Origin of the sequence: Shewanella basaltis, assembly GCF_023283885.1 — a bacterium.
GTDB lineage: Bacteria > Pseudomonadota > Gammaproteobacteria > Enterobacterales > Shewanellaceae > Shewanella > Shewanella basaltis.
Genome location: NZ_JAKILA010000006.1, coordinates 149851 through 174891 on the forward strand (window position 1 = coordinate 149851; position 25041 = coordinate 174891).

Annotated in this window: 21 protein-coding genes, 1 tRNA gene and 1 pseudogene; 10 read left to right on the forward strand and 13 right to left on the reverse strand. The window is 43.3% G+C overall.

The features are described 5' to 3' along the window. Positions 1–204: 204 nt before the first annotated feature. The 10 genes and pseudogenes from rpsU to L2703_RS06875 form a co-directional block, all read left to right on the forward strand. On the forward strand, positions 205–420 hold the full coding sequence (rpsU, locus tag L2703_RS06830; RefSeq protein WP_006080725.1) for a 30S ribosomal protein S21: 216 nt from the start codon (positions 205–207) through the stop codon (positions 418–420). Positions 421–427: 7 nt separating this feature from the next. Beyond that, complete coding sequence (locus tag L2703_RS06835) at positions 428–871, forward strand: GatB/YqeY domain-containing protein (RefSeq protein ID WP_248970368.1); 444 nt, start codon at positions 428–430, stop codon at positions 869–871. An 89-nt stretch (positions 872–960) separates the two neighbouring features. Beyond that, positions 961–2688, forward strand: a complete 1728-nt coding sequence (dnaG, locus tag L2703_RS06840; RefSeq protein WP_248970369.1) for a DNA primase — start codon at positions 961–963, stop codon at positions 2686–2688. Between the two features lie 150 nt (positions 2689–2838). Next, positions 2839–4686 (forward strand): RNA polymerase sigma factor RpoD, encoded by a 1848-nt coding sequence (gene rpoD, locus L2703_RS06845; RefSeq protein ID WP_248970370.1) that lies wholly within the window; start codon positions 2839–2841, stop codon positions 4684–4686. Positions 4687–4973: 287 nt separating this feature from the next. Next, positions 4974–5050: transfer RNA gene (locus L2703_RS06850), tRNA-Ile, on the forward strand. A gap of 390 nt (positions 5051–5440) precedes the next feature. Further along, positions 5441–6349 carry a DUF6662 family protein gene (locus L2703_RS06855; RefSeq protein ID WP_248970371.1) on the forward strand — a complete coding sequence of 303 codons (909 nt, stop codon included), beginning with the start codon at positions 5441–5443 and terminating at the stop codon, positions 6347–6349. 71 nt (positions 6350–6420) lie between these two features. Then, on the forward strand, positions 6421–6969 hold the full coding sequence (locus L2703_RS06860) for an FMN-binding protein (protein ID WP_248970372.1): 549 nt from the start codon (positions 6421–6423) through the stop codon (positions 6967–6969). Position 6970: 1 nt separating this feature from the next. Continuing rightward, a complete protein-coding gene (locus L2703_RS06865; RefSeq protein WP_248970373.1) occupies positions 6971–7795 on the forward strand; it encodes an FAD:protein FMN transferase in 825 nt (274 codons plus the stop codon). A 17-nt stretch (positions 7796–7812) separates the two neighbouring features. Next, positions 7813–8283, forward strand: coding sequence for a hypothetical protein (locus L2703_RS06870; RefSeq protein ID WP_248970374.1), 471 nt, complete (start codon positions 7813–7815; stop codon positions 8281–8283). Positions 8284–8376: 93 nt separating this feature from the next. Further along, positions 8377–8577, forward strand: a pseudogene (locus tag L2703_RS06875) (hypothetical protein); the annotation flags it as partial. On the opposite strand, the gene L2703_RS06880 reads toward L2703_RS06875, so the two are convergent. From L2703_RS06880 to L2703_RS06940, 13 genes are all read right to left on the reverse strand, one after another. After that, a complete protein-coding gene (locus tag L2703_RS06880) occupies positions 8577–9299 on the reverse strand; it encodes a DUF599 domain-containing protein (protein ID WP_248970375.1) in 723 nt (240 codons plus the stop codon). The pseudogene L2703_RS06875 and the gene L2703_RS06880 sit on opposite strands and share 1 nt — an antisense overlap. Positions 9300–9373: 74 nt before the next feature. Further along, positions 9374–10045, reverse strand: a complete 672-nt coding sequence (locus L2703_RS06885; RefSeq protein ID WP_248970376.1) for an RluA family pseudouridine synthase — start codon at positions 10043–10045, stop codon at positions 9374–9376. A gap of 181 nt (positions 10046–10226) precedes the next feature. Beyond that, complete coding sequence (locus L2703_RS06890; RefSeq protein WP_248970377.1) at positions 10227–12344, reverse strand: methyl-accepting chemotaxis protein; 2118 nt, start codon at positions 12342–12344, stop codon at positions 10227–10229. A 123-nt stretch (positions 12345–12467) separates the two neighbouring features. Next, complete coding sequence (gabT, locus tag L2703_RS06895; protein ID WP_248970378.1) at positions 12468–13745, reverse strand: 4-aminobutyrate--2-oxoglutarate transaminase; 1278 nt, start codon at positions 13743–13745, stop codon at positions 12468–12470. Positions 13746–13756: 11 nt separating this feature from the next. After that, a complete protein-coding gene (gene gabD / locus L2703_RS06900) occupies positions 13757–15205 on the reverse strand; it encodes an NADP-dependent succinate-semialdehyde dehydrogenase (protein WP_248970379.1) in 1449 nt (482 codons plus the stop codon). A gap of 62 nt (positions 15206–15267) precedes the next feature. Then, on the reverse strand, positions 15268–16554 hold the full coding sequence (locus tag L2703_RS06905) for an NAD(P)/FAD-dependent oxidoreductase (RefSeq protein WP_248970380.1): 1287 nt from the start codon (positions 16552–16554) through the stop codon (positions 15268–15270). A gap of 187 nt (positions 16555–16741) precedes the next feature. Then, the gene (locus L2703_RS06910) at positions 16742–17557 is read right to left on the reverse strand and encodes an ABC transporter permease subunit (RefSeq protein WP_248970381.1); all 816 of its coding nucleotides are present in this window, start codon (positions 17555–17557) and stop codon (positions 16742–16744) included. Then, positions 17554–18453: an ABC transporter permease subunit gene (locus tag L2703_RS06915; protein WP_248970382.1), complete on the reverse strand. Its 900-nt coding sequence runs from the start codon at positions 18451–18453 to the stop codon at positions 17554–17556. Before L2703_RS06915 ends, L2703_RS06910 begins: the two co-directional genes overlap by 4 nt. Further along, a complete protein-coding gene (potA, locus tag L2703_RS06920) occupies positions 18450–19586 on the reverse strand; it encodes a polyamine ABC transporter ATP-binding protein (RefSeq protein ID WP_248970383.1) in 1137 nt (378 codons plus the stop codon). The genes L2703_RS06915 and potA overlap by 4 nt, the downstream gene beginning before the upstream one ends. 156 nt (positions 19587–19742) lie before the next feature. After that, the gene (locus L2703_RS06925; protein WP_248970384.1) at positions 19743–20843 is read right to left on the reverse strand and encodes a polyamine ABC transporter substrate-binding protein; all 1101 of its coding nucleotides are present in this window, start codon (positions 20841–20843) and stop codon (positions 19743–19745) included. 259 nt (positions 20844–21102) lie between these two features. Then, positions 21103–22488, reverse strand: a complete 1386-nt coding sequence (locus tag L2703_RS06930) for an aspartate aminotransferase family protein (RefSeq protein ID WP_248970385.1) — start codon at positions 22486–22488, stop codon at positions 21103–21105. Positions 22489–22615: 127 nt separating this feature from the next. Further along, a complete protein-coding gene (locus tag L2703_RS06935) occupies positions 22616–23971 on the reverse strand; it encodes a glutamine synthetase family protein (protein WP_248970386.1) in 1356 nt (451 codons plus the stop codon). A 2-nt stretch (positions 23972–23973) separates the two neighbouring features. Next, positions 23974–24738, reverse strand: a complete 765-nt coding sequence (locus L2703_RS06940) for a gamma-glutamyl-gamma-aminobutyrate hydrolase family protein (protein ID WP_248970387.1) — start codon at positions 24736–24738, stop codon at positions 23974–23976. Positions 24739–25041: the final 303 nt, after the last annotated feature.

The window sequence follows — 25041 nt, forward strand, 5'->3', positions numbered from 1 at the left end:
CTTACCCTTGTTGCAAAGAGAAAATCAATCAGGGGTTTACAAATGGTCGTCGCTCGGTGTAAAATTCCGCACCATTTTAAATAGCCTTTGGTTTGAGTTGAGATGCTGCTGTTTAATGTGCTGTTATTTGTTTTACCTATGGCAGACAGTATTAAACCGTAGACTTAGCCAACCAACATAACTACACCTAAGGGGTGATGGCGTATGCCAATTATTAAAGTACGTGAAAACGAACCATTCGACGTAGCTCTTCGTCGTTTCAAGCGCTCTTGTGAAAAAGCTGGTATTTTAGCTGACGTGCGTGCTCGTGAATTCTACGAGAAGCCAACTACTGCTCGTAAGCGTGCAAAAGCTGCTGCAGTTAAGCGTTTAGCTAAAAAGCTTTCTCGCGAAAACGCACGTCGCGTACGTTTATACTAATCTCATTATGAACTTAACCGAACAGCTAAAAGACCAAATGAAAGAAGCCATGCGCGCTAAAGATAAAGTGCGCTTGGGGACAATTCGTATGGCACTTGCCGCCATCAAACAGATTGAAGTGGACACCCGCGAATCTCTAACTGATGACCAAGCAATAGCTGTATTAACCAAAATGGTCAAACAACGCCGTGACTCGATTGCTCAATATGAAGCAGCCGGACGTCCGGAGTTGGCCGCAGCGGAGGCAGAAGAGATTCAAGTTATTGAGACTTTTCTACCAAAACAACTTACAGAAGACGAAGTCGCAGCGATTATCGATGCGACTATCACTGAAGTAGGTGCAGCAACCATGGCGGACATGGGTAAAGTAATGGGAGCATTAAAATCGAAAGTTCAAGGTCGTGCAGATTTAGGTGCCATTGGCACTATGATACGCGCTAAATTGAAGTAATCGCCTTTTAATGTTGAATAAGCCGTGCACTTGCACGGCTTGTTTGTTTAAATCAGTTGATAAAGTAAATTCGAGAAAAATAGCAATCAATGGCGATACCTCGTGATTTTATCAATGAGCTTATAGCTCGCATTGACATTGTCGATCTAATCGATCGCAAAGTTCCGTTGAAAAAAGCCGGCAAAAATCATTCGGCCTGTTGTCCTTTTCATAGCGAAAAATCACCCTCTTTTACCGTCAGTAGAGACAAACAGTTTTATCACTGTTTTGGTTGTGGCGCCCATGGCAATGCAATTGACTTTGTCATGGAATATGACCGACTAGAATTTGTTGATGCCATTGAAGAACTTGCTGGACAACTTGGATTGGACGTTCCAAGAGAGCAAGGCACAGGTAAAAGGCCCGACCAAGGGCTAAGCCGCGACTTATATGAACTGATGGAAGAGGCCAACCTTTTTTATCAAAGTCAGTTAAGGCAGCATCCAGATAAGAAAAAGGTCGTCGACTACCTCGAATTTCGTGGTTTATCAAATGACGTAGTTGCACAATTTGGGATTGGGTTTGCTCCAGATGGCTGGGATGGTTTGCTCGGGCGTTACAGACAAAACCAAGCAGCACAAGATAAATTGCTCACAGCAGGCATGCTAATAGCCAACGACAACGGCAAGCGTTATGACCGTTTTCGTGACAGATTGATGTTTCCGATCCGTGACCGCAGAGGCCGCGTTGTAGGATTTGGTGGAAGGGTTTTGGGTGAAGGCACCCCCAAATACTTGAATTCTCCAGAAACGCCCATATTTCATAAGGGTAATGAGCTTTACGGTTTATATGAACTCAAACAGAAACATCGCGATCCACAACACGTTTTAATTGTTGAAGGATACATGGATGTAGTCGCCCTGGCACAGTTTGGGGTAGATTACGCAGTAGCGTCATTAGGCACCTCAACCACAGCTGAACAATTTCAGCTTTTAGTGCGTAGTGCAAAGCAAGTCATTTGTTGTTATGACGGCGACAGAGCCGGTCGCGAAGCTGCATGGCGTGCACTCGAAACAGCCCTGCCGCTACTCAAACCCGGTGACCAGGTTAAATTTATGTTTTTGCCGCAAGGCGAAGATCCTGACACCATGGTCAGAAAGATTGGCAAAGACGCATTTGAAGCATTAATGCAACAAGCCATGCTGTTACCCGAGTTTTTGTTCGACACATTAAGCAGTAACCATGGCTCAGACAAAGGCGCATTGGCTAAGCAAGCCATTGCACTAATAGAAAAGGTACAAGACACTGTCCTGCAAAATTTATTGTTAGAAAACCTAGCACACAAATTGGGCATGAACAGTAGCGAAGATTTAAAGAAAAAACTGGGTTTTGCCGTTAACAAGGCAAAACCGCTCAATGCAAAAGGCATACAAGGCCGTGGAACCCCTTTAAGGTTAGCCATCGCCCTGCTTGTACAAAACCCGAGTCTTGGTTTTGGTTTACAAAAACAACCCGCATTAGAGCGGCTTCAAATGCCTGGTATAGAATTACTAGCACACTTGCTAGAAATGACTCGAGAACAATCGTTAAACAGCGCACAACTACTTGAACTACATAGAGAGCATGAACAAAAGAGCACTCTAACAAAGTTAGCCCAATGGGACCATCAAGTGGCGGATGAGAACGTATTGCCCGAGTTTAAGCAAACCTTGGTATGGTTGAATAATCAATATATTGAACAACTATATCAAGAGCTAAGCCTTAAACAGACTTTGACCAAAGTTGAAAAAATTCAACTGACAAAGCTGATTGCGATAATGAAAGGCATTGCAAAATAGTACCCAGTTATTAATTAATAATCTGCGTACAAAACGGTACCACGGACTAGCTAAGATTAGTCTGCACAGTTATAATTGACGATTTGCGCGCCACTTAGCATAGCTAAATGGCCTATCGTTTTATCAGTTACCCAAACTTGGATGATATCTATGGATCACACTCCGCAGTCGCAACTCAAACTGTTGCTCGCTAAAGGTAAAGAGCAAGGTTACTTAACCTATGCTGAAGTGAACGACCACTTACCAGCAGACATGGTCGATTCTGATCAGATTGAAGATATTATCCAGATGATAAATGACATGGGTATCCGCGTTTTTGAAGAAGCGCCAGATGCCGATGACATGATGATGTCGGAAGACAACACAGACGAAGATGCCGCAGAAGAAGCTGCTGCAGCGCTCGCAACCGTAGAAAGTGAGTTAGGCCGTACCACAGACCCTGTACGTATGTACATGCGCGAAATGGGTACAGTAGAACTGCTGACTCGCGAAGGCGAAATTGTTATTGCAAAGCGTATCGAAGAAGGTATTAACACAGTACAAAGTTCTGTGAGTGAATACCCTCAAGCTATCGCTATGATTTTAGAGCAATTCGACCAGTACGAAGCCGACGAGTTGCGTTTGTCTGATATTATCTCTGGATTTATCAATCCTGACGAAGAAGATGTTGCACCAACAGCAACTAACATTGGCTCAGAATTATCTGACGATGATCGTGATGACGATGATGACGATGATGACGATGATGACGACGATGACGATAATGAAGAGGAAGAAGGCAACAAAGGTCCTGATCCTGAAGAAGCTAAAGAGAAGTTTACTCAACTGAGAGAAGCTTACGAAAAAAGCCTTGCCATTATTGCAGAGAAAGGCCGTGATCACCCAGAAGCCATTGGTTCATTGTTTGTTATCGGTGAACTATTTAAAGAATTTCGTCTCGTTCCGAAACAGTTTGACCGTCTAGTAAAAAGCATGCGCAACATGATGGATCGTGTTCGTGTTCAAGAACGTCTAGTGATCAAATTGTGTGTTGAACAAGCCAAAATGCCGAAGAAAAACTTCATTAAAGCATTTACAGGCAACGAAACGAATCTAGATTGGTTTAACGCAGAAAAAGCCAGCAGCAAGCCATACGCTGAAGGTCTTCGCATGGTCGAAGAAGACGTTGCACGTTGTGTTGGTAAACTCGCGTCAATTGAAGAAGAAACCGATTTAACCATCGCTGGCATCAAAGACATTAACCGTCGTATGTCAATCGGTGAAGCGAAAGCACGTCGCGCGAAAAAAGAAATGGTAGAAGCCAACTTACGTTTGGTTATCTCTATTGCTAAAAAATACACCAACCGTGGTTTACAGTTCTTGGACTTAATTCAAGAAGGTAACATTGGTTTGATGAAAGCGGTTGATAAGTTTGAATACCGTCGTGGTTATAAGTTCTCAACGTATGCAACCTGGTGGATCCGTCAGGCGATTACGCGTTCGATTGCAGACCAAGCACGCACGATCCGTATTCCAGTACACATGATCGAAACCATCAACAAGCTGAACCGTATTTCACGCCAGATGCTTCAAGAAATGGGCCGCGAGCCGTCTCCTGAAGAATTAGCTGAGCGTATGATGATGCCTGAAGATAAAATCCGTAAGGTACTCAAAATCGCTAAAGAGCCAATCTCAATGGAAACCCCAATCGGTGACGATGAAGATTCGCATTTAGGTGATTTTATCGAGGATACAACCCTCGAGTTACCATTAGACTCAGCGACTAGCGAAAGCCTAAAAAACGCGACTCATGAAGTATTAGCAGGCTTAACGGCCCGTGAAGCAAAAGTATTGCGTATGCGTTTTGGTATCGACATGAACACTGACCACACATTAGAAGAAGTGGGTAAACAGTTTGACGTAACACGTGAACGTATTCGTCAAATTGAAGCCAAAGCGTTACGCAAGTTACGCCACCCTTCTCGCTCAGAAATCTTAAAGTCGTTCCTAGACGAATAAGCTTTTTGAATTAAACGTGACAAAAAACCTGCTTCGGCAGGTTTTTTATTGGTCATAGCAAAAGTATATCAATCAAGATAAATAAATGATCACAGATTAATGCGGATTGATAAAATGTTTAAGGTTTGGTACTAAAGTCAGCTTAACTCATGCTAATAGCAACAAAACTGCTTAACAGATAACCAATTGAAACAAGATAAGTAAATAGTACTCAAAACACGGGTGACAAGCGCTTACAAACTTCGTATACTTTCACCCGCTTTCGATAGTGACGACTATCTTAAGTCGGCCCCTTAGCTCAGTTGGTTAGAGCATACGACTCATAATCGTCAGGTCCCCAGTTCAAGTCTGGGAGGGGCCACCAATTCAGATAAGCCGCAGCAATGTTTTATTGCTGCGGCTTTTTCGTAAATGCGACTTTATAACCCCCTCTTCCCCTTACGTCTTCCCTCTACAAAGTGACTTTGCTACAAACACCAGCAGTTAAATTAACATGCACTATCCTTTAGAAAACTCGGCAAAACACCTTACGAAAGCATAATCAAAGCACCCAACTGCTCAATAAATAACCACTTAGATTAATTTAACCTTAAAATTTAAATTTTTTATCAACTTGTTTTATATAAATAAACTTATTTTAACGATTATTTATATCGTTTTATGAGCAAAGGCAGTAATGATACTAGTTTGCATTAATAATATTAATTAAATAAGATTTGCTCGAAATTAATACCCTTTCTTGGAGATTTGGGAAATGATGCGTGTCTCAGCAAATAAAGTCTGTAAGCTTTCATTAGTGATATTAGGTTTAAGTGCAGTTAATACAGCAAGTGCTGGCGAAGATCTATTCGGCTATGTAAAAGGAGCTGAGGCTTTGCCTAAAGATGCTATCGAGTTATATCAAAAGTTGACATTTCGAGATGGTAAAGAGCAAGGTAGTTATCAAGCATTAGATTATGAAACTGAATTTGAATATGGCTACAGCAATCAATTATCGCTGTCTAGTTCAATTAAGTTCATGTCATTAGACACCTCAGGGTTAATTATTGACGGTTACTTACCTACCGAAAAAGATATCTCATTTGCCTCTTCTGGTATGGAAGTAGGTGCGAGCTACATGTTTTTAAGCCCAGCAAAAGATGATATTGGTTTATCTATGTCGATGAACCTTGATTACGACTGGATTGACAAGCATTCTGGCCAAGATAAAGACACGCTATCACTTGATTTAGGCTTACAAACGCAAAAATACTTCCTTGAAGGCGAACTGATATGGGTTGGCAATATGGGCATGGAAAGTACTTATGCAAAACGCGCCTATATCGACAATTTACCAGAAGATTTTGATTGGCCTACCGACGCTGAGATGGAAATTGAACTGAAGTTTGGTACAGGCTTAAGCTATCGTTTTGCTCCTAACTGGTTTGTCAGTGCTGAAGTGCTATACGAAACAGAGTTTGAAACTGAAGTAGGACAAGAGCGCTGGTCTTGGTTTGCTGGCCCTTCTATTCACTATGGAAATCAAGATTGGTGGGCCACGCTAACCTGGTTACCGCAACTTGCTGGCGGTGGCGAACAATTTGCAGGCCAAGAAGATACCGATTTACATCTAATTGAAAAAACTGAGCAAGAATTTAGATTAAAAGTGGCATTCAACTTCTAAGTCAATGTGCCCATTTTAGGCTCATCTAAGATGAGCCTTTATCTATTCATTAGTGACACAAGTAGGTGTTTATGGCTAATAATTATCTAAATAGTTTATGGTTTGTGCCTATGGCAGTTGTTATGGCTCCAGCTTACAGTGCAGACTATTTAACCATCCCCCAAGCACAAGCTTTGCTCTTTTCAGACTCAGCCACGTTCCAAGACCAGTCTCGTTTATTTAGCAGTGATGCTAAATCTGAAATTAAAGATCTTGCAGGCACTCGACAACGCCAAGACAACCAACCTATTTGGCGTGTAGAACAAAATGGCGAACTTGCAGGGTGGTTTATTGTCGATGATGTTATTGGTAAGCATGAATACATCACCTATGCAGTAAGCATTAATCCTCAAGGCGAAGTCATGGGGATGGAAGTGTTAAGTTACCGTGAAACCCACGGTGGACAAGTTCGCGAGCAAAGCTGGAGAAGTCAGTTCAATGGTAAAACCTTAGCCGATCCTTTTAAACTTGATGAAGATGTAACAAACATCAGTGGTGCCACCCTCAGCTGCCGTAATTTGTTAGACGGTGTAAAGCGTTTATTAGTGATACATAAACTCTATTTATCATCTGCTGCCTAACATGATAAGACGTGCAAAGCCTTTACTGGGCACCCTGGTTGAAATCGCCATCGTACCAGATAATAAAACCACCAGTGATTTAAATACACAACAATGCAATGCTGCCATCATGGCAGCATTTTCACGTATTGAGTCAATTAGTCAACAACTTAGCTTTCACCAGCTAGAGAGTCAGCTAACTCAGCTAAACCGTTCACCGGGACAATGGTGTGCATTCAGTCGTGATGGGATCCGTATACTTCATTTAAGTCGTGTTTTAGGTCGGTTAACTGATAATCGATTCAACTGTACAGTGGGTGGTGAACTTGTAAACTCAGGTGCGTTACCTCACCTGGTTGAACATACCTTTTTGCCGCAAGGCACCTGGCAAGACATTCAGCTTAGCCATCAATATGCCAAACTGTCTCGCCCTGTACTAGTGACATTAGATGGTATTGCGAAAGGTTTTGCCGTTGATATGGCGGTGTCGACATTAAAACGTTATGGAGTCAAACATGGCTGGGTCAATGCCGGCGGTGATTTAAAAGTGTTTGGTTCTGTTGAGCTACCAGTTAAGCAGCGCACCGCCAATGGGCTTAGCGAACCAACACTATTGATAAATAGTGCGTTGGCAAGCTCGCAAGTTTCAAATTGTTTTGATAAAGACTATCCGGCCCAGATTATTGCCAACAACGAACTTAATACGCAATGGACAACGCCCACTGTCATCTCCGTTCAGGCTAAATACGCTTGGCGAGCAGATGCGCTGACTAAAGTCGCTGCAATGTTACCCAAGCAATCCTATCATTTGATTGATAAACTTTGCGGAAAAGTGATTCAATTTTAACAAGCGGATTTTACTCAATGAAGCATTTAAGTGGTTACCCTAATTGGTTTTTTTGGTTATTAGTGGCAGCTATGTTTGCAGCCATACTCTCCGGATTTTATCTTTTGCCTTGGGTTGCAGAGTTTAAATTACAATGGCAAGTCCCAATTGAATTGTCTTACTCATATCGGTTACCAGGCGCTGTGATACATGTGTTAACGGGTTGGACATTGCTGATGCTTTTAGGGGCATTATGGCACAGCCACATCCGGGCTGGTTGGCGAAAAAAACGCAATCATTATAGCGGCGTAATACAGTCCATGAGTTTATTATTATTAGCACTGACTGGCGTTGGTTTATATTATTTAGGCTCAGAAGACAGTCAACTCTTTGCTAGTGTACTCCACACATTGTTTGGTGTGAGTTTATGCGCATCATTTACTTGGCATTATATACATGGGTTAACATTACAAAAAAAACTACAAAAAAATAAACCACGCCAAGTTTAATGTGGCGTGGTGTTAATGATTTGCCTAGGGCCTGTTGATCTTTGCTGGTTGAATTTTGTTCGAGTTAAAAACGTGTTAATCGAGGCGAATGGATTGAAGCCTAGCCACCTAAGCAAAATCTATTCAACAAAGAGTAAAACGTTTTTAGCCGAACCCTGTGGGCAGCGTTTGTTGGTCATTTTTACTGCGTTATCGACTTTTTATGTAGAATAACTACACTTCAAAGTCTCTGCCTTGTATAAAAGACCAACAATTCGCTGCAAAAATAACCTTGAAAGATCAACAGGCCCTAGTTACCCCTTACGCACATACAGGGGATTTTTCTCTAAATGCGCTTGTGCGGCGGTTATCGCAATAACCGCTTTAGAGTTAAATTCTCGTTGGTATAGGGTGTACACAACAAATAAACTGGCAAAAATAAACATCCATGGATGAATAAACCAACACAACGCAGCCATTGAATAGTAATAAGAACGTAAGCCATAATTGTAAGAATGAGCAGCCTGATCTTGTACTACAGCCATTTGCCTAGCATAAGCAAGTAAGTTTTTATCTGTACCGGTTTTATCAAGCGGCACAGCCCCAATCATCACGTTAACAAAACCATATTGACGCATAGACCAGGTAAATTGAAAAAACGCTAACACAAAAATCCCCGCCAACATGCCTAACTTAACTTGCACCAAAGCGTGATTAGGTGGCGCGGTAAACGGAATAGAGGCAATGACGGTTTCCAGCTTTTCAACTTGCGAAAATAACGTCAACACACCGGCCAATACTAAAAGCGTTGTCGAGGCGAAAAAAGCAATATTGCGTTCCAGATTTGCCAGTAAAGCAGCTTCACCGACCCTCACCTCTTTGGCTATCACCTGCGACATCCATAAAATACGCTGTTGATGCATCACCCTCGCAATACAATTGGTGGTTTTAGCTTTTCGTCTCGCAAAGCTGGTGTATCCAACCCAACTGATTAAAAAAACAATCAAGGCTAATGAGTCAGACCATGAAATCACCATGCTAATATTCCTTTCTCAACTAAATTAATAGATTGATTATGCACCAGTTTTATTAAGGCTTGCATCTGTTTTAATTAAAAAGGGCTTGGACAAATCCCTTTCATGGTCTCAAATGTGACAGGATGAGTAAATGTTAATGTGGTTGCATGCAAAAGCAATCGAGCTGACATTTGCTGTGACACTGCATTACGGTATAAATCGCAGCCCAATATAGGATGCCCTAAAAAAAGACTATGAATACGTAACTGATGCGTGCGTCCTGTGATGGGGCTAAACGCCACCTTAGTAGATGATTGTTGCGGCTCCTCACTGTTGGTTCGGCTTATCACCCGATAGTGGCTGTGAGCAGGCTTTCCGGTTTGGTGACAAATTTTCATCAAAGGAAAGTTGCCGTCATCTTTAGCGATAGGTAAATCAATTTCGCCCTCGTCTGTGGCTAGCATTCCGTGCAACACAGCAGTATAAGACTTACTGACAGTGCGTTGCTGAAACTGCTGAGTTAATAAGCCATTCACCTGTTTATTTAGTGCCACCAGCATAATGCCAGAGGTACCAAAATCAAGGCGATGCAATAAGGTCGCACTGGGAAAGTCTTGTACTAATCGATAATGTACTGAGTCTTTATTTAGCGGGTGCTTACCCGACAAACTTAGCAAACCTGACGGTTTGTTAATAAGTAGGATATGTTCATCTTGGTATAACACCTCAATGACACCATGACAGGGCGGTGCGATAAATTCTGACATTAGATTTGGGTCGATCTATTTTAGTCGGTAAGGTATGCCGTGATAATAATAGCAAAGGTGGCCCATTAGCCACCTTTGTATGTTAACCCCACTTAACTAATGGGCTTATTGAGATAAAAACAACTTGTTCGCGTTATAAAGCCCATGACATCTGCGCTGACTTTTGCAAACAAAGATGAATTTAAGTGCGTAAACGACCAAGCTGTTGGTGTTGTTTACGCACAAGTTCTGCCAAACTGTCACTACTTTGTTGAGCTTCGTCGGCAAGCTGTGAAAGCTCTGAGGCCGAATCTGAAATACCGGTAATATTTCGGCTGACTTCTTCAGTAACAGCACTTTGCTGTTCAGCGGCGGTTGCAATATGCGTGACCTGACTGGATATTTCATCAATTTTAGCCACTATTGCATTTAACGACTCTAAAGCTAATTGAGTTTGCTCAACCGCTTTGCTTGCCCCCTGCGCCCCTTTATCAATAATACTCGAGGCATTTTTTACTTCTTTTTGCAGTGCATCAATTAAGGTGCTGATTTCATCAGTAGACTTTTGCGTTCGAGAGGCTAATGTTCTCACCTCATCAGCGACAACCGCAAAACCTCGACCTTGTTCTCCAGCACGGGCCGCTTCAATGGCTGCATTTAACGCCAATAGGTTTGTTTGCTCTGCAATGGCGCTGATGACCTCTAAAATACGGCTAATGTTGGCACTGCTTTGCGACACCAAATTAACGGCATGCTGCGCCTGCTCTGACTCTTTAGACATCCCCTCAACAAATAGCATTGCTTGGGTGAGGCGAGACTCACCGTCTTTGACATTAATGGTCATCGACTCGGTTTCCATCGCGGTTTGTTCTGACGCTTTTGCAACCTCAAGCGCTGTTGCGCTCATTTGATTGACAGCGGTGACCACACTTTCGATTTCGCTATACTGACGGTTCACACTTTCACGAGTGTGTTTGGCAATATCGGCCGACTTTATGCTTTCTTGCTGTGAACTGTCTGCCAGTATTTTTAACTCTGAGATTAAGTGACGCAGTTTTGCAATAAAGGCATTAATGCCACGGCCTAGGGCAATTAATTCTGCATGCTCTGTTACATCAACAGATTGTGTTAAGTCCCCCTCAGCACTGGCAAGATTTTCCACTCTGGTTTGGATCATGTTTAGCGGCGCAATAATGCTGCGGATCACCAGACTAATAATCACCACAGCAATCACGGTCACGGCAATACCAATCATGAGTAAAAGCCCGCCTAATGACATTTCCATTTCGGTCATGGCGTCATTCATATTATTGACCGCAACAAAAGCCTGACTTTTAGGCACTTCAATAATCAGTGACCAGGTTGCATTGGCAATTGGAATGGCAATAGGGTATCCCACAGCAATGCTGTCTGGCTCGTTAACAAAACCTGAGGTGTTATTTAATGCTAATAATTTTTTGGCCAACACAGGGTTTACCGACTCACTCAGTGGCCTTGCAAATTTATTATAATGGCTTGCCGCCACGACAAACCCTTTTTGGCTCACTAGGGTGACTTTCGCCTGTCCTTGATACAGGCTTTTAGACAACTGCATAATCATGGTTTGAAATAACGGTAAGTTAATGTCGACACCCACCAAGCCTTTAAACTGATTATCGACCAACACAGGTACAGTAAGCGAAGTCATTAAGGCGTTATTACCCGGTGAGATTTCGTATAAGTAGGGCTCCATTAAACACGGTTTTTTGCTGTCTTTGGCACACAAGTACCATTCGGCTTCCCGTACGCCAAATTCATTCAGGTTATCGTTATACTTTTCGGCTGCATCATCAATCGACTGCTGCTCAACAGTGCCGTCATCGCTTCGGGTGTAATATATCTCTAAAGTGCCGGCATTAGGCACACTGTGACTACTACCTTGACGGTAAACATCGTCCAGATTGTCATAACCATTAGGTTCAAACTGAGCATACATAGACGAAACTTGGGCGTTTTTTTGTAGCACTGCCGCAAGCGATAATTCGAGTCGTTCGCGGGTTATCGGATCGGTTTTTGATGTTTGTTCAATCAACCCAGTAAATGAGTACGGAATGCGATACGCCTCGTTGATAAAACCTGCAACGCGCTCCCCATACTCACCAGCTCTAGCCGATAACTTATCGTTAATTTCTTGCTGTAAAGCCACTTCAACTTCGGCGGCTAGCGTATTATTTTTATCTTTTAGCACTATCCATAAACTGATTGAGAGTGAAACGACAGTGGCAATAAACAGTGCCGAGGTGATCCATAACAACTTTGATCGAATGGATAATGCTTTCATTTAAATAAACTCCCAATGTTTACACGACTTTTTAAGTGTAGTCAGCTTTTAAAAACATATCGTAAAACACACAAAAAATCCCGCTAAAAGCGGGATTTAATTGATTGTTTTTCAAACAGCACATTAAGACGTAAACACGGTTTGAAATGTGCTGTCCATTATTGCTAATCCAGCCTCAATTTGCGCATCTGGCGCCGTTAGCGGCACCAAAACGCGGATAACATTACCGTAGGTACCACAAGACAATAAAATCAAACCTCGGCTGCGTGCTTCAGCCAAAATTTTTGCACTATATTGTGGCGCAGGTTTGCCGTCTTCCATTAACTCGATGGCAATCATCGCGCCTAAACCACGAACATCAGCAATGTGCGGATATTTTGCTTGCATACCTGTTAATGCCGATTTGAGCTTTTGGCCAACATCATTTGCACGAGTCAGTAACTGCTCTTGTTCAAACACTTCAATCACCGCAAGCGCAGCGGCGCAGGCTAACGGACTCCCACCATAGGTGCCACCTAAGCCACCTGCAGTAATTGCGTCCATCACTTCAGCTTTACCGGTAATGCCTGATAATGGAAAACCGCCCGCTATCGACTTTGCAAAGGTGGTAATATCTGCTGCAACGCCCATTTGTTCCATCGCAAAGAATGTGCCTGTTCGACCCGCACCGGTTTGCACTTCGTCAGCAATCAATACAATACCGTGATTGTCGCACAGTTCACGCAAACGCTTCATAAATGAAGGTGTCGCGGCATAAAAACCGCCTTCACCTTGTACAGGTTCCAAAATAATGGCAGCGATATCACTCGGTTCTGCATCATTTTTAAAAATACGTTCAATTGACTCAATCGCATCATCTTCAGATACGCCATGCATTTCGCACGGAAACTCTGCACGAAACACATTGGCCGACATCAATCCCATGCCTTTACTGTACGGAGCCACTTTACCGGTTAACGCTAACGCCGCCATAGTACGCCCATGGTAACCCGAGGTAAATGCGATCACACCTGCACGCTTAGTGTAGGCTCGTGCAACCTTAACCGCATTTTCAACGGCTTCTGAACCACTGGTAAATAGGGCTGTTTTTTTCGCAAAATCACCTGGCACTAAATGGTTGAGTTTTTCACATACTGCGATGTAACTTTCGTAGCCTAACACCATAAAACAGGTGTGTGAGAAAGCATCTAACTGTGCTGCAACCGCGGCTTTCACTTTAGGGTGTAAGTGGCCCGTATTAAGCACGGCAATACCACCCGCAAAATCGATATATTCGCGGCCTTCAACATCCCACACTGTGGCATTTTCTGCACGTTCAGTAAAAATAGGGTGAATTTGCCCAACACCTTGCGCTACAGCCGCTTGGCGACGCGCCATTAGTCCATCGTTTGTTTTAGTCATAACCCACTCCCTTACACTGACATGCAGATATATTTCATTTCTAGGTATTCTTCAATACCAAACTTAGACCCTTCTCGGCCCAACCCAGAGGATTTAATACCACCAAAGGGCGCAACTTCGGTCGAGATTAATCCGGTATTTACGCCCACCATGCCATACTCAAGCGCTTCTGCAACTTTGTAGACCAGTGAAATGTCTCGGCCATAAAAATACGCCGCTAAGCCAAACTCGGTGTCATTAGCCTGCTTGATAACATCGTCAACCGTGTCAAATTTAAATAACGGCGCTAATGGGCCAAAGGTTTCCTCTTTAGCAACCAGCATCGACTTGTCAACATCACGTAGAATCGTAGGCTCAAAGAAAAAACCACCTAAACTGTGGGGCTTGCCGCCAACCACAACGCTGGCTCCTTTGGCCAAAGCATCGGTTAAATGGCTTTGTACTTTTGCCACTGCGGCTTGATTAATTAACGGGCCAATATTCACCCCGTCATCTGTGCCTATACCCACATTGAGCTTAGCCACTGCGGCGGCAAATTTTTGCGTAAACTGCTCGTACACGCCTGCCTGAACATAGATACGGTTAGCACATACACAGGTTTGCCCAGCATTGCGATATTTAGCAATCATGGCGCCTTCAACTGCGGCGTCAATATCGGCATCGTCAAATACAATAAACGGTGCATTGCCGCCTAACTCAAGCGACAGTTTTTTAAGCGTTGGCGCGCATTGCTCCATTAATGTTATGCCAACAGCTGTTGAGCCCGTAAACGACAACTTACGCACTACCGGGCTTTTGCAAAGTGTATTGCCAATGGCAATAGCATCACCTGTGACCACACTAAACACACCAGCAGGAATACCTGCACGATGAGCAAGTTCAGCTAATGCTAGTGCGGTAAAAGGCGTTTGCGGCGCAGGTTTAACAATCATGGTGCAACCTGCTGCAAGTGCGGGGGCGGCTTTACGGGTGATCATGGCCGCAGGGAAATTCCATGGCGTTATTGCTGCTGTCACGCCAACAGGTTGTTTAATCACTGTCAGCCTTTTATCGGCTTGATGCCCAGGAATCGTGTCGCCATAAATACGCTTGGCTTCTTCAGCAAACCATTCAACAAATGAGGCGGCATAAGTCACCTCGCCTTTGGCTTCTGCCAAAGGTTTACCTTGCTCGGTGGTCATCATTAACGCTAAGTCATCTGCGTGCTGGTGCATTAACTCAAACCAACGACGCAACTTTTGGCTGCGCTCTTTTGCTGTTAGCGCTCGCCAGGCTGGTAATGCTTGGTTTGCTGCAGTGATTGCGGCTTGAGTTTCAGCTGCGCCCATCACAGGCACATGACCAATTAACTCTTGGTTGGCAGGGTTATGGATAGCCACAGTTTCACCACTGTCGGCACCAACCCAAACACCGTCGATATAGCATTGCTCATGCAATAAGCTTGGATCATTTAAAATCACAGCGCTCTCCTACTCATTCGATTAAAACTGTTCCTTAAACCCGCATCTACTCTGAATTAAGGCTAAACACCAAACTTGTCACGCATGGTGTAATACCAAGCACCTAATGCACTAAACGGCACTCTCAGTGCGTGCCCACCTGGGAATGGGTAATGTGGTAATGCCGCAAAAGCATCAAACCTTGTGGCTTGACCATTAAGCATTTCTGCAATTAACTTACCTGCCAAATGGGTATAAGTGACCCCATGACCACTACAGCCTTGTGAGTAGTAAATATTATGACCAATACGGCCCACTTGTGGTAAACGCGACAGTGTCATTAAAAAGTTACCCGTCCAGGCGTAATCCACTTTAACCCCTTTGAGCTGAGGGAAGGTTTTTAACAACTTGGGCATAATTAACGCTTCAACATTGGCCGGATCGCGGGCGCCATAAACAACCCCACCACCAAATATGAGTCGCTTATCGCCACTTAAGCGGTAGTAATCGAGTAAATAGTTACAGTCTTCTACGCAGTAATCTTGAGGCAGTAAACTGGCAGCCACATCGTCTGACAAGGGCTCCGTAGTAATAACCTGAGTTCCGCACGGCATTGATTTCGCTTGCAGTTCGGGTAATAACTTACCTAAATAGGCATTACCAGCAACCACCACAAACTTACATTTCACTTGCCCTTTTGCGGTGTGAACTATCGGCGATTCGCCGTCATCAACTTTAATCACTGCGGAATCTTCAAAAATGAAACCACCTAATGACTCAACCGCGCGCGCTTCACCTAAAGCTAAATTGAGCGGATGAATGTGGCCGCCGCTTTTATCTAGCAATCCACCGACATATAAATCAGTATTGACCACATTACGAATGCCGTCTTTATCGAGCATCTCTAGATGATTGTGGTGACCGTGTGCTTCCCACAGTTTTTTCTGTGACTGTAAATGGCCCATTTGCTTGGCATTCAGGGCGGCAAACACTCCACCGTCTTTTAAATCACAGTCAATATTATATTTGGCAATACGCTCACGAATAATTTGGCCGCCTTCAAACGCCATTTGACCAAATAATTTGCCTTGCTCTTTACCAACCACGTTTTCAATGGTGTCGATATCTCGGCTAAATGAGTTAACAATTTGCCCACCGTTTCGGCCCGATGCGCCCCAACCAATACGAGCAGCCTCAAGGATGACCACTTTCATGCCGCTTTCTAATAAATGCAGCGCCGATGACAACCCGGTATATCCCGCACCAATGATACAAACATCGGTTTCTATTGAAGATTCTAAACGAGGGCGTTCGACTTTATCATTAGCCGACGCAGCATAATATGAACTAGCGTGAGGTGTGGCGGACATAGCGCTTCCTTTGTGGGTTCAAAACAAAAAATAACTACTTCATCGTACACTTAAGCCTATTTAAAAACTAGCTTATAAAACATAATTATTGACACTTTGTGTAATATATTTAACACCCAGAGCGGTGAACATGTTAAAAAAAAGCCACACTCTGTGAGCGTGGCCTTGGTATAAGTAATAAACGCTATTACTCCATCGCTTCTCTAGACTTTTTCTCTGCACGCCTTGCTAAATACCAAGATAAGAACGCGACTAAAGACACACTTAAAATGATAATCGTTGCCAAGGCGTTAATTTTAGGTGATACCCCTAAACGCACTGACGAGAACACCACCATAGGCAACGTAGTCGAGCCTGGGCCTGATGCAAAGCTGGCAATCACTAAGTCATCTAACGATAAGCTAAACGACAAAAACCACCCTGCAATAAGGGCGGGTGAAATCATCGGCACTGTGATCAAAAAGAAGGTTTTTAATCGTGTAGCACCTAAGTCCATTGCGGCCTCTTCAATTGACAAGTCCAACTCGCGCAAACGTGAAGACACAACCACAGCAACATAAGCCGCACAAAACGTAGAATGAGCAATCCATACGGTTAACATGCCACGCTCGGCTGGCCAACCAAGTAAGTCGGCCATTTCAACAAACAACAGCAATAACGACAAACCGGTAATAACCTCTGGCATAACCAGAGGCGCGGTGATCATATTAGACAAGGTTAGCTTGGCCCAAGAGCGACGAAAGCGTGTCATCACAAAAGCTGCCATGGTGCCAATAATCACAGCCATGGTCGCACTGTAAAAAGCAATACGTAGGCTGGTCCACACGGCTTCAAGTATTTGCGTATCTTGAAATAATTCACCGTACCATTTTGGCGAAAACCCACTCCATACTGTCACCAGTTTTGATTCGTTAAATGAGTAAATGACCAAAATAAACATTGGCGCATATAAAAACAGTAAACCAAACCACAACATCACTTTAGAGAAACTTAACTTCTTCATACATCGTTCTCCATGTTACGTGACTGATAACGGTGGAATAAGGTGATTGGAATAATTAACAGCGCTAACATCACAATGGCAAGTGACGAGGCTACAGGCCAATCACGGTTGTTAAAGAACTCTTGCCACAATACTTTACCAATCATTAATGAGTCTGGGCCGCCTAACAACTCAGGGATAACAAACTCACCAACAGCAGGAATAAACACTAACATAGAGCCTGCAATCACACCGCCCATTGACAATGGTAAGGTGATCTTCCAAAAAGTGTTAAAGCTACTTGAGCCTAAATCAGACGCCGCCTCAATCAAGCTTAAATCTAATTTCACTAACGTTGCGTACAAGGGCAATATCATAAACGGCAAGTAAGCGTAAATAATCCCGATATATACCGCAAAGTTAGTGTTGAGCATTTGGATGGGCTCTGAAATAACACCTAACCACATTAAGGCATTATTAATTAAGCCATTGTTGCTTAAAATCCCCATCCAGGCGTAAATACGGATTAAAAATGATGTCCAAGACGGTAACATTACCAGTAACAATAACACCGTTTGTATACGTGCAGGTGCTCTAGCAATGGCGTACGCCATCGGAAACCCTAAAATTAAACACCCTAACGTTGCTACAAACGCCATTTTTAATGAGGTGAGATACGCCATGTAGTACATTGAGTCTTGCAGTAACAGCAAATAGTTACCCAAGTTCAGTGCAATATTGAGCATTTCATCTGCATAGCTAAATGTTGCTTCGTAAGGCGGAATCGCAATTGCGGCAGAAGAAAAACTCAACTTGAGCACAATGGCAAACGGCAACGCAAAAAACATCAATAACCACAGGTAGGGCACCCCCATGGTCAAATGGCGTCCTTTGATCATATTCAGTGGATTCTTCATGAGTTTAATACAACCCCGCTGCTGTCTTCCCAACTGATGTACACCTCTTCTTCCCACGTTGGGTGGTCAGCGCGGCGTTCGCGATTAATCATTGAGCATTGCACTATTTGATTGTTTTTAAGCTTAATGTAATACACAGACAAACCACCTAAATAGGCGATGTCGTGAACAACACCGTGAGCCCAGTTGTATTCGCTAGCTGGTTTTTCACGAGTAATAATGGTTTTTTCTGGGCGCAGTGCCAAAAAGACGTTTTTATTTTCAAGGCTGGTTGAAATACCGTGGCCAATATAAAACTCACGGTCTAACGTGGTTGATTTGATAATGGCGTGGTCAACTTCATCGGCAATAATCTCACCTTCAAATAAATTAACCGTACCAATAAACTCTGCAACCATTCGGCTGGCTGGTGACTCGTAAATGTCTGTTGGGCTACCGGTTTGCGCTATCCAACCTTCATGCATAATTGAAATACGACCAGCCATGGTCATGGCTTCTTCTTGGTCATGGGTAACCATCACGCAAGTCACGCCTACGGCTTCTAAAATATCGACCACTTCTAATTGCATTTGGGTACGCAGTTTTTTGTCTAACGCGCCCATTGGCTCGTCAAGCAATAATAGTTTAGGACGCTTAGCAAGTGAGCGTGCTAAGGCCACACGCTGACGCTGGCCACCCGATAACTGATGCGGCTTACGTTTGCCAAATTTTTCCATGTGCACCAGTTTAAGCATTTCTTTTACGCGCACTTCAATCTCTGCTTTTGGCATTTTGTCTTGTTTAAGACCAAATGCGATATTTTGCTCAACCGTCATGTGCGGGAACAAGGCATAAGATTGAAACATCATGTTAATAGGACGTTCGTACGGTGGCATATCAGTAATGTCGACACCATCAAGAAAAATACGCCCTGCGGTCGGTTTTTCAAAGCCTGCTAACATGCGTAACAAAGTAGATTTACCTGATCCAGAACCACCTAACAAGGCAAAAATTTCACCTTTATTTATGGTCAATGAAACATCATCTACTGCACGTACATCGTCAAATAGCTTGCTTACACGATCAATCTTAACCAGGACTTGTTCTTGCGTCTTTGTGCTTGGTTTATTAGTGACGCCCGAGGTGTTTCCCATAATACTGCTCCGCCTTTTGGAGTATGTGTACCATAACGATCAAAAAGTGTTGTTACGCACACAGTTAACCATTTTGTAAATAGGCTAAATTAGCCAAATAAAGTATACAAACAAGTGTAAAAAGTAGGGCGAGTTACCTCGCCCTAGTGCATCAGATTATTTGCCTGACTTCACTTTGGTCCAAGCGCGTGTCACCACACGTTGAATCTTCAACGGACGAATGTCACCAATGTACAGATTGTCAATTACCGCTTGTGGTGGGTAAATGGCAGGGTCGTTACGAATGGCTTCGTCTACCAGTTCTTGCGCTGGTACGTTAGGGTTAGCGTAAGCAACATAGTTACTGATAGGTGCTATTACGTCTGGGCGTAATAAGTAGTTAATCAGTTTATGGGCGTTTTCGATGTTAGTTGCATCTTGTGGAATGGCTAACATGTCAAACCATAAATTGGCACCTTCTTTAGGGATAGAGTAACCAATTTTATTGCCGTTACCCGCTTCGTCTGCACGCGCTGCGGCTTGGAATACGTCACCAGAGAAACCAAATGCAACACAAATGTCACCGTTTGCTAAGTCTGAAATATAACGAGAAGAATGGAAATACGTCACGTAAGGACGGATTTTAGCCAATACTTCTGCGGCTTTTTCATAGTCAGCTGCATTTTTACTGTTAGGGTCTAATCCTAAGTAAATTAATGCTTGCGGCAACATGTCATCTGCAGAGTCGAGCATTGCAAAGCCACAAGAGCCAATTTTTTCTGCATATTTAGGGTTGAAAATAAGCTCAAGAGAATCAAATGGGGCATCTTCGCCAATGACCGCTTTGACTTTATCAACGTTGTAACCAATACCATTTGTACCCCATAAATAAGGTACTGCATGCTCATTGTTAGGATCGGCTTTTTGCAGCTGCTTCATTAAATCAGGCTTTAAGTTGGCATAATTAGTCAACTTGCTGCGGTCTAATTTTTGAAATGCACCAGCAATAACCTGTTTTGCTAAAAAGTGGTTTGACGGCACAAGAATGTCGTAGCCACTACGGCCAGACAGTAACTTAGCTTCTAACACTTCGTTGCTGTCAAACACGTCATAAATCACTTTAATGCCAGTTTCTTTTTCGAAATTAGCTAATGTATCTTCGGCGATATAATCTGACCAGTTATACATTTTGACCACTTCCTCGGCCTGAATCGCTGTGCTCGAAAACACACTTGCAGTGATGAGGGCCAATGTGGATAGTTTGTTTCGTAGCTTCATACTTTCTCCCTTTTGGATAATGGTCAGACTGTCACTGACATTCGTTTTTTTCGCTGTAATACCAGCGTGTAAAATCTTCCTTCTACTGAAAGAAATTATCCAATGCTACCACTTAACTATGCATCGGTATGATTACAGCAACGGCATCCGCTCCCATAATTTTGCGGATTTTATCAAAAACATTTTCGATTACCAGATGGTAGAAATGTTTTTGGTTAAAAAATCACAATTTCACAATATTCATTCACCATCATCGGCGTCATTTAGCTTGCACATATTGATAAGTGTCGTTTAATGCTTGGGTGGCCATTGCCACTAACGCATCAATTTCGGCATGACTAATGGTTAATGGAGGCGAAATAATCATAGTATCGCCTACCGAACGCATCACCAACCCATGATGAATACAAGCATCGCGACAAAACATGCCCACCGCCATATTCGAATCAAACCGTTGATGAGTGGCCTTATCTTTAACCAGTTCAATCGCAGCGACTAATCCAATGCCACGCACCTCCCCCACTAATGGGTGTTCGGCTAACTGTTGCAAGGCCGACTGTAAATAAGGTGATGTGTCTGTTGCCACGCGCTCAACGAGTTTTTCTTGTTCAATAATGCGGATATTCTCTAAAGCTGCGGCAGCGGCAACCGGATGCCCTGAGTAAGTAAAACCATGGGTAAATTCGCCACATTCTTGCTTAATCACATTAGCCACTTTGTCTGACACTATTACGCCACCCATTGGCACATAACCAGAGGTCATGCCCTTGGCGATAGAGATTAAATCGGGCTGTAAATCAAAATATTGTGCAGCAAACCATTTGCCCGTGCGGCCAAAGCCGCTGATCACTTCATCGAGAATAAATAAAATATCGTATTTAGCTAGAATTCGTTTAATTTCTGGCCAGTATGTCGATGGCGGAATAATCACCCCACCTGCGCCTTGAAAAGGCTCAGCGATAAATGCCGCGACATTGTCTTCGCCAAGTTCAAGAATTTTGGCCTCCAGTGCTTGTGCAGCTTGTAACCCAAAGGCGTCTGGTGATAGCCCTTTACTTTCAGCGTACCAATAGGGTTGAGCAATATGCACAATCCCTGGAATAGGCAAGTCACCTTGTTCATGCATGCCCGACATGCCACCTAAACTGGCGCCAGCAACGGTTGAGCCATGATATGCATTGACTCGGCTAATAATGGTTTTTTTGTTTGGTTTACCTTTAAGGTCCCAATAGCGTCTAACCATACGTAAATTGGTGTCATTTGACTCAGAACCTGAGCCAGTAAAAAACACATTATTCATATGTTGTGGCGCAAGTGATGCTATTTTTTGGGCTAACTCAATTGCAGGCGGATGTGAACATTGAAAGAAACTATTGTAAAACGGCAGTTGTTGCATTTGCTTAGCAACGGCATCCACAATAGATTGACGGCCATACCCCACATTAACACACCACAGGCCTGCCATGGCATCAAGCAGCTTATGCCCCATCACATCCCATAAATACACACCTTGGGCTCGCTCAATAACACGAGTGCCTTTTTCGGCTAAGCCTTTTGAGTCAGTAAACGGGTGAATAAAATGTTGCTTATCAGCCGCTTGTAAATCAGCAAGCTGTTGCTGTTGGGTGAGTAATGAAGTCGACATATTTGTTTCCTTTTAAGCAGGTAACAAAATCATGGTTACCTGCTTATTCACAACCAAGAGCACTATCGTTTTAAATAGGCCCATTAACATTTCACATTGCCAATAACGTGTTGATACAAAACGATGATTACACCGTTAATAACAAAAACTCACGTTCCCACGAGCTCACAACACGACGGAAATTCTCAAGCTCAGCTTGTTTTACTGCCACAAATCCTGTGGTAAACGACTGACCAAGATATTCAATACAGGCTTCACTTTCTTGCATGACCATTAGCGCTTCTTCTAATGTGACAGGTAAGTAGTTTTCGTTATTGGTACGGCTTTCATTTGCACGCCCACTCACAGGTGTCGATGGACGTAAATTTTTATCCATACCAATAAAGCCACATAACAAACTCGCTGCTATCGCTAAATAACAGTTAGCATCGGCACCTGGTATACGGTTTTCGATACGACGGTTTTGTGGCGAAGATTCAGGAATTCGCAGCCCGCAGGTGCGGTTTTCAACGCCCCACTCCAAGTTAACCGGTGCTGAAGTGCCCGGTAAAAAACGACGGAACGAGTTAGCATTGGGTGCCATCAGCGGCAATAATTCTGGAATATAAGTCTGCAAGCCTGCAATGTAATTTAAAAACAACTGGCTTTGGGTGCCATCGTCTTTAGTAAAGATATTTTTACCGGTTTTTTTATCAATCACACTTTGGTGAATGTGCATAGCACTTCCAGGTTCGTCGGTGACTGGTTTTGCCATAAAGGTTGCACACACATCGTGCTTTAACGCCGCCTCACGCAAGGTACGTTTAAACACAAAAACCTGATCAGCCAACTCCAACGGATTACCATGACTGAAGTTGATTTCCATTTGTGCCGGACCATCTTCATGGATCAAGGTGTCTATATCTAATCCTTGTGCCTCACACCAATCGTACATGTCTTCAAATAATGGGTCGTATTCGTTAGCAGCATCAATTGAAAATGACTGGCGACCAGCCTCAGGACGGCCAGAGCGACCAATAGGCGGTTTTAACGGCAAATCATGATCGTCCGAACGCTTAGTTAAATAAAACTCCATTTCTGGCGCAATAACCGGCTCCCACCCTTTGTCCTCATACATTTTCAGTACTCTTTTAAGCACATTACGAGGAGACAATTCAATGGGGTTACCCATGCGGTCATAGCAATCGTGAATCACTTGCGCCGTGGCTTCGACTGTCCAAGGCAACATGAAAACTGCGTTTTCATCTGGTACACAAACAAAATCTATGTCGGCATCGTCAAGTAGCGAATAAAAAATCTCGTCATCGATATAGTCGCCGGTAACCGTTTGCAATAACACGCTTTCGGGCAGTCGCATGCCCTTTTCATCGATAAACTTATCAACGGGGGCAATTTTGCCACGGGCAATCCCTGTCATATCGCTGATAACACATTCAACTTCGGTAATTTTCTTTTCTTTTAAAAAAGCGATTAACTTATCCATTTTTATCTCACTTGTGTTGCTGCATATTGCCTGCAAGCCTGCCCGAATGCCTCAAAAATAGCCGAATAAAACGCATTTTCGGTTACTTTCCATTCTGGATGCCACTGGACACCTAATGCAAAATTTTTGGCATTTTTCACTGAAAATGCTTCAACTAATCCGTCTGGAGCAAACGCTTCTGGCTGTAACCCCTCACCCAGGCGCTCCACGCCTTGAGTATGAACAGAGTTAACCTCTGCAGTGTCACAGCCCCACGCATCGTGAAGGAGCCCACCGGCGACCAAATTAATTGGATGTGATGGCCCATATTGCACATCAAGAGCAGCATACTTGTCTTCTCTATGTTCAATAAATGTGCCAACTTCATGTAATTTTTGATGCAGGCTGCCGCCATACACCACATTCATTTCTTGAAAGCCACGGCAAATACCCAATACCGGGATCCCCATATCAATCGCTGCACGAATTAACGGTAACGTTGTTGCATCACGCTTAGCATCATGATGAGTACCTTCCTCACTGGGTTGTCCTTGGTAATGATGGGGTTCAACATTTGATGGGGAGCCAGTAAATAAAATTCCATCCAGTCGAGAAAGAAGGCTTTTTGTAGGTAAATCAATACCTAAAGATGGAATAACCAAAGGAAAACCTTTCGCACCGTTGACGACGCTGAGCAGATACTTTTCACCCACGATATTAAAAGGATGTAAGCCTATTTGTTGATTACAGGCTATCACCCCAATGAGAGGAGGACTTGATTGAGACATATCTCACCTTTAGCAAAGAAGAGTGATGAACTTATTGTTTATGTGTTCATTTTTTCACACACTACACGCATTTTTTTAGCTAGGCAAGAGGATAACAGATGATAAAAACAAAACCCCTTAAAAACATATCAATAACAATACAGCAGCCAAGGTATTAAAATAGAATAGACCGATTTAACCTCGCGATTTCACAACGTATTTTGCACCAAAATAGTGCCGTGACGCACAATAAAAGGGCTAGTATTGCTTTATATTATTTACACAATAGTTACATCTCGGTTTGTTATTATGCTAGGCCTTGTA